The organism is Bradyrhizobium sp. Tv2a-2 (assembly GCF_000472425.1).
GTDB lineage: Bacteria > Pseudomonadota > Alphaproteobacteria > Rhizobiales > Xanthobacteraceae > Bradyrhizobium.
Genome location: NZ_AXAI01000072.1, coordinates 1 through 4,333 on the forward strand (window position 1 = coordinate 1; position 4,333 = coordinate 4,333).

At 56.4% G+C, this 4,333-nt stretch carries 2 protein-coding genes and 2 pseudogenes; all 4 read right to left on the reverse strand.

Features of this window, described 5'->3' with window-relative positions; all coding sequences use genetic code 11:
- Positions 1–204: pseudogene (locus tag A3AI_RS49135) on the reverse strand (ABC transporter substrate-binding protein); the annotation flags it as partial.
- Between the two features lie 439 nt (positions 205–643).
- Positions 644–1,693 (reverse strand): annotated as a pseudogene (locus A3AI_RS44960) (integrase core domain-containing protein).
- A gap of 363 nt (positions 1,694–2,056) precedes the next feature.
- Positions 2,057–3,439: an LLM class flavin-dependent oxidoreductase gene (locus A3AI_RS0141710; protein WP_024521110.1), complete on the reverse strand. Its 1,383-nt coding sequence runs from the start codon at positions 3,437–3,439 to the stop codon at positions 2,057–2,059.
- A 626-nt stretch (positions 3,440–4,065) separates the two neighbouring features.
- On the reverse strand, positions 4,066–4,333 hold a 268-nt coding region (locus tag A3AI_RS0141715), incomplete at its 5' end, for an IS30 family transposase (RefSeq protein WP_024521111.1).

Genomic DNA, 4,333 nt, shown 5'->3' on the forward strand with positions numbered 1-4,333 from the left:
CACAAGATCCCATTCCACACTCTTGGATTTGACCGCCGCCCGGATCTTGCCTATATCCGCGACGCCCGTCGAGATGACCTCAACTCCAGTCTCGGCGGTGAACGGCTTAAGGAACGCGGTCTCCATCGCCTCTTGGTAAACGCCGCCCGTACAAGCAAACACCAATTTGGGAGCAGCCTTGGCGACGCCCGGCGTTAGGATCAATGGCCAACTCGCCGCGCTGACAGCAGCCGCACCCGATTTAAGAAAGCCACGCCGACTAAGACGCGTCCGTTTACCTCGTCCCACCTCGTCCTCCCATCAGCGCAGATTATTCTATTATAACAACGTATGGCGCTTCGATGCCCAGATGCCGCAAGAATGGGCCCCGGATTGAAGAAATTCTGCAAAATCGATTCTCGAACGACGCTTTTCTGCGCGACCTTTGATCAAGATCAATTGCGCTGCTGACATCAAGGGACGACGGTTGGGAGCCGTCTACGAGGAGCGAATGTGGACGACCGATCTCCATGTCGCCAACCTACATGCATGATGTGCAATGCGTCAGCAGCGCCCTACTACACTGCAATTCGGTGCTGACACCCGAAACGATGTACAGCCCAACTTGATTCCGGGAGGGCTGGCTATGACCTTGCCCCAACCTTTATCCGTTCCTGAGTTCGCCCGGGCCGTTTGATTTGCCGAGCTGGGCGGTGGTAGCGACGGGGGCTGGCCCGGAGCCTTCAGCAGCACAGCTGCAGCGCCAGATCCCGGCACGGGTTACAAGTCGGCGAATTCATATGGCGTCTTCCATCCGGGCTGCGAGTGGGGTCGGATGCCGCTGTAGTCGGCCCGCCAGCATCCGAGTGAGACGCGGGCCTCGGGCAGCGACGTGAACAGCGTCTCGTTCAACGGCTCGTCCTGCAGTTGCCCACTCAAGCTCCCGATGTAGGCATTCTGCATAGGCTTGTCGGGCGCGATGTAGCGCCAAACGAGGCCGCTCTGATCGACCCGTGTCAGGATGGCGTTGCTGGTGAGTTCGGTGCCCTTCTTTGACCACCACTTTCGGCTTGCCACGCCCAATGATCAGCCGGTCCAGTTTCCGAGCACGTACCTGAGAGCGAGGTATCGGCCACTAGAGCCAGACACTCACGGGTGCAGTCGTCGACTACGGCCAGGATACGGAAGCGTTGGCTGTCCGTGAGCTGATCCGATACTGAGTCAAGCGACCAGCGATCATTGGGGCCATCGGCACCATCATCGGCGCCATGCTCCCAATTGCTCGCCTGCGGCCACCACGGCGGCGACGGCGAGACTCTCTTCCCGGTAAAGCCGGAACAGCTTCTTATGGTTGACCACGCCGCCCTCCCGCTTGAGTAGTAGTGCAGGCACCGATAGCCGAACCGGCGGCGGCGCGCCTCGGCGATCGCCCTCATGCGCTGGCGATGGTGGGGATCATCCGCCCGGATCTTACAGTCATGCGGCAACAGCCGATGGCTCTGCGCCCCGCCGTTCGCTCATCCCGTCGGCGTCTACGAGATAAGCGACAGCTTCCGCTTCGCATGAGACCTCCGAACCGCCAAATTGGCTTTCCATTATAGATGCTCGCGTCACTGACGCCATGATTGCGGCACACATCGGCGACCGAAACGCCGGCCTCTTGCTCCTGTAAAATCCCGATGACCTGCTCTTCTGAAGAACGGTTACGTTTCATGCCCTGGTCCTCCTTGGGGCCAGAACGAACTTCAGACTAGATTAAGCCAAAGGGGCAATGTCAGCAGGGGCAATGTCAGCCGGCACGACATCCTGTTCCAACCGTCCTCGAGCTTTGGGGTGTCGGCAGCCCGGCGCTACAGCTCTTGTCCTTAGGGCTCTCGAACGCGCGCAGAACCTATTCTCCGGCATGTTGATCGCGGTACGCTCTCCGAGCAAGGCCGGTCGGGCTCGTTAGCCGCCAGCAGGACGCCCAACCTGCATCGATATTCCCTTGCGGAAAAGCTGAGCGTTCAGGCTTTATCGTTGCGCATTGGCGACAAACCTGGAATAGCCTCGTCCTTGGTTCTGCATCGGAGAGACTTCACGCCGGACTCGCGAAGACTCCTATCCCCCTCTCAGAAGGCTCCGTCCTTTGCGCGAACTGATTGAGTGGTCGATTGAGACCGAGGTTATCTCGTAGGGTCTGTCCGGAGTATCTGGATCTGAACTTTCCTCGTCGGCGCAATTCCGGAATGACGAGTTCAACAAAATCCTTGAGTCCATCAGGAACGATCGGAGGCAACACGTTGAAGCCGTCAGCCGCATGTTGATCAAATGTCTCCACCATGGCGCTGCTAATTTCCGCGGGCGTTCCAACAACCATGAGGTGGCCATTGCTGTCCGATACCAAGCGGATCAGTTGTCTCCAAGTGAGTTTCTGGCGTACAGCCAGATCGACGAGCAGCTTCTGACGGCTCTGTATGGAGTTCGTCAGAGGTAAAGTCGCCGGCACCAACGAGTCGAGATTGATTGAACGCAGGTTGGTGACTGACCCCAGCCAAAGATCGGCCACCCCCATTTGAACGTCGATATGTGTGTAAGACTGCAATCTCTGAAGCTTATCAGAGGCTTCTTCCTTCGTCCTTCCAACAATCGGGACAATCCCGGGCATGACAAGCACTTGATTATCGTCACGACCAGCAGCACGGGTCTTCTCCTTAAGAGTTGCGTAGAATCGTTTTCCGTTATCTAGCGACGGCTCTGCCGTGAACACCACCTCAGCGACTTCTGCAGCGAACGCTATTCCGGCAGTGGATGCGCCGGCCTGAACCAGCACAGGGTGGCCTTGCGGCGGCCTTGCGCTGTTCAGTGGGCCTCTAACCGAAAAGTGAGTTCCTCGGTGGTTAAGCAAATGTACCTTGGTGGTATCAGCATAAATGCCGCTATCTTTGTCACGAATGAAGGCATCATCTTGCCACGTATCCCAAAGTCCCCTGACAACTTCTACAAACTCTCGCGCTCGGGCGTAGCGCGAATCATGATCTGGGAGTTTCTCTCCATCAAAATTCAGCGCTTCGGAATCAATTGCCGAAGTGACAACATTCCAGGCGGCCCGTCCGCGCGATAAGTGGTCAAGTGATGCGAACAGTCGCGCGAGGTGATAAGGTTGGTAGTACGTCGTCGTAGCGGTCGCGACGAGGCCTATGTGCTGTGTTCTCGATGAGAGCGCCGATAGTAGCGTGATCGGCTCGAAGCCATCGTTACGGCTGACACGAGCTATCGTTGCGTGATCATCTATGACGCTTTGGTGATCGGCGAGAAATACGAAATGAAACGCCGCATTTTCGGCAAGCGCCGTCAAACGAGCATAATGATCGATGTCCAGCCCGCCATTCGTTGGCACGCGGGGGTCGCGCCATGCACCTTCGTGATATCCTGTCCGAGCAAGATACAGTCCGAGCTTCATTTCTTCATTGGGTCGCATCCCGCATCTCCGCTTATTGTTTCATCCTCTCGCACTACACACCTGGCCGGCCGTAGTCATCGGGTTACAATTCGTCGAGCTTTGAACCACACTTCTTCTTATTCTTAGGGCTACCCAAGGTCTGAGGAGAGCGCTTCCTGCGAGGCCGCTGGAACTCGCATCCGCTAACGCCGGTGGCTAGTGGTCCTCAGAACTCCAAGCAGCGTCGCGAATTCGGGATTCGAAGAAACCTTACCGGAATCGTCATACGGCTTTGTGACTTCGTTCAATTACCTGAGAACCGAGGGAAATGGACCTACCAAGCTTGATAGTGTTATCGCTCTCAGAAGAGCCATTGTGGGATTATCACTTGGTCAATCCAATAAGTTCGGATGATGTTCTCGACGCCGTCGCGAGTGCGAGCTGCCTGGATAGCAATCGTTGGCCAGCGCTCCTTACCGTTCTGATGCTCCGCCACGAGAATCGCTCTAGAGAACTATCGAGGCGTGAGCGCTGCAGCAATTGTTCGAGTAACGGCATGACCCTGTGTTGGCGGACAATTGCTATTTGTGGTCACGCATGAAAATTGCCAACGGAGAGTGATCCATGTCCGATTGAAGACGCCGCCATCACAATCGAAGGCGGGTTCAACTGATCGCCGCAACACATTCTGCGAACTTCTCAGCTGGGGTTTGAAAGAGCAAGGTCTTTCGTGGCCTTTCATTGAGCTGCTTGGCGATCGCGCTGAGCTTGGCCTGGCTGTACAATGACAGATCGATGCCACGCGGAAGATACTGGCGCAGCAATCTGTTGGTATTTTCGTTTGACCCGCGCTGCCAGGGACAGCGAGGGTCGCAGAAATAGACATCGATCTTGGTAGCTAATGTCAGACGCTGATGATCAGCGAGCTCTTTG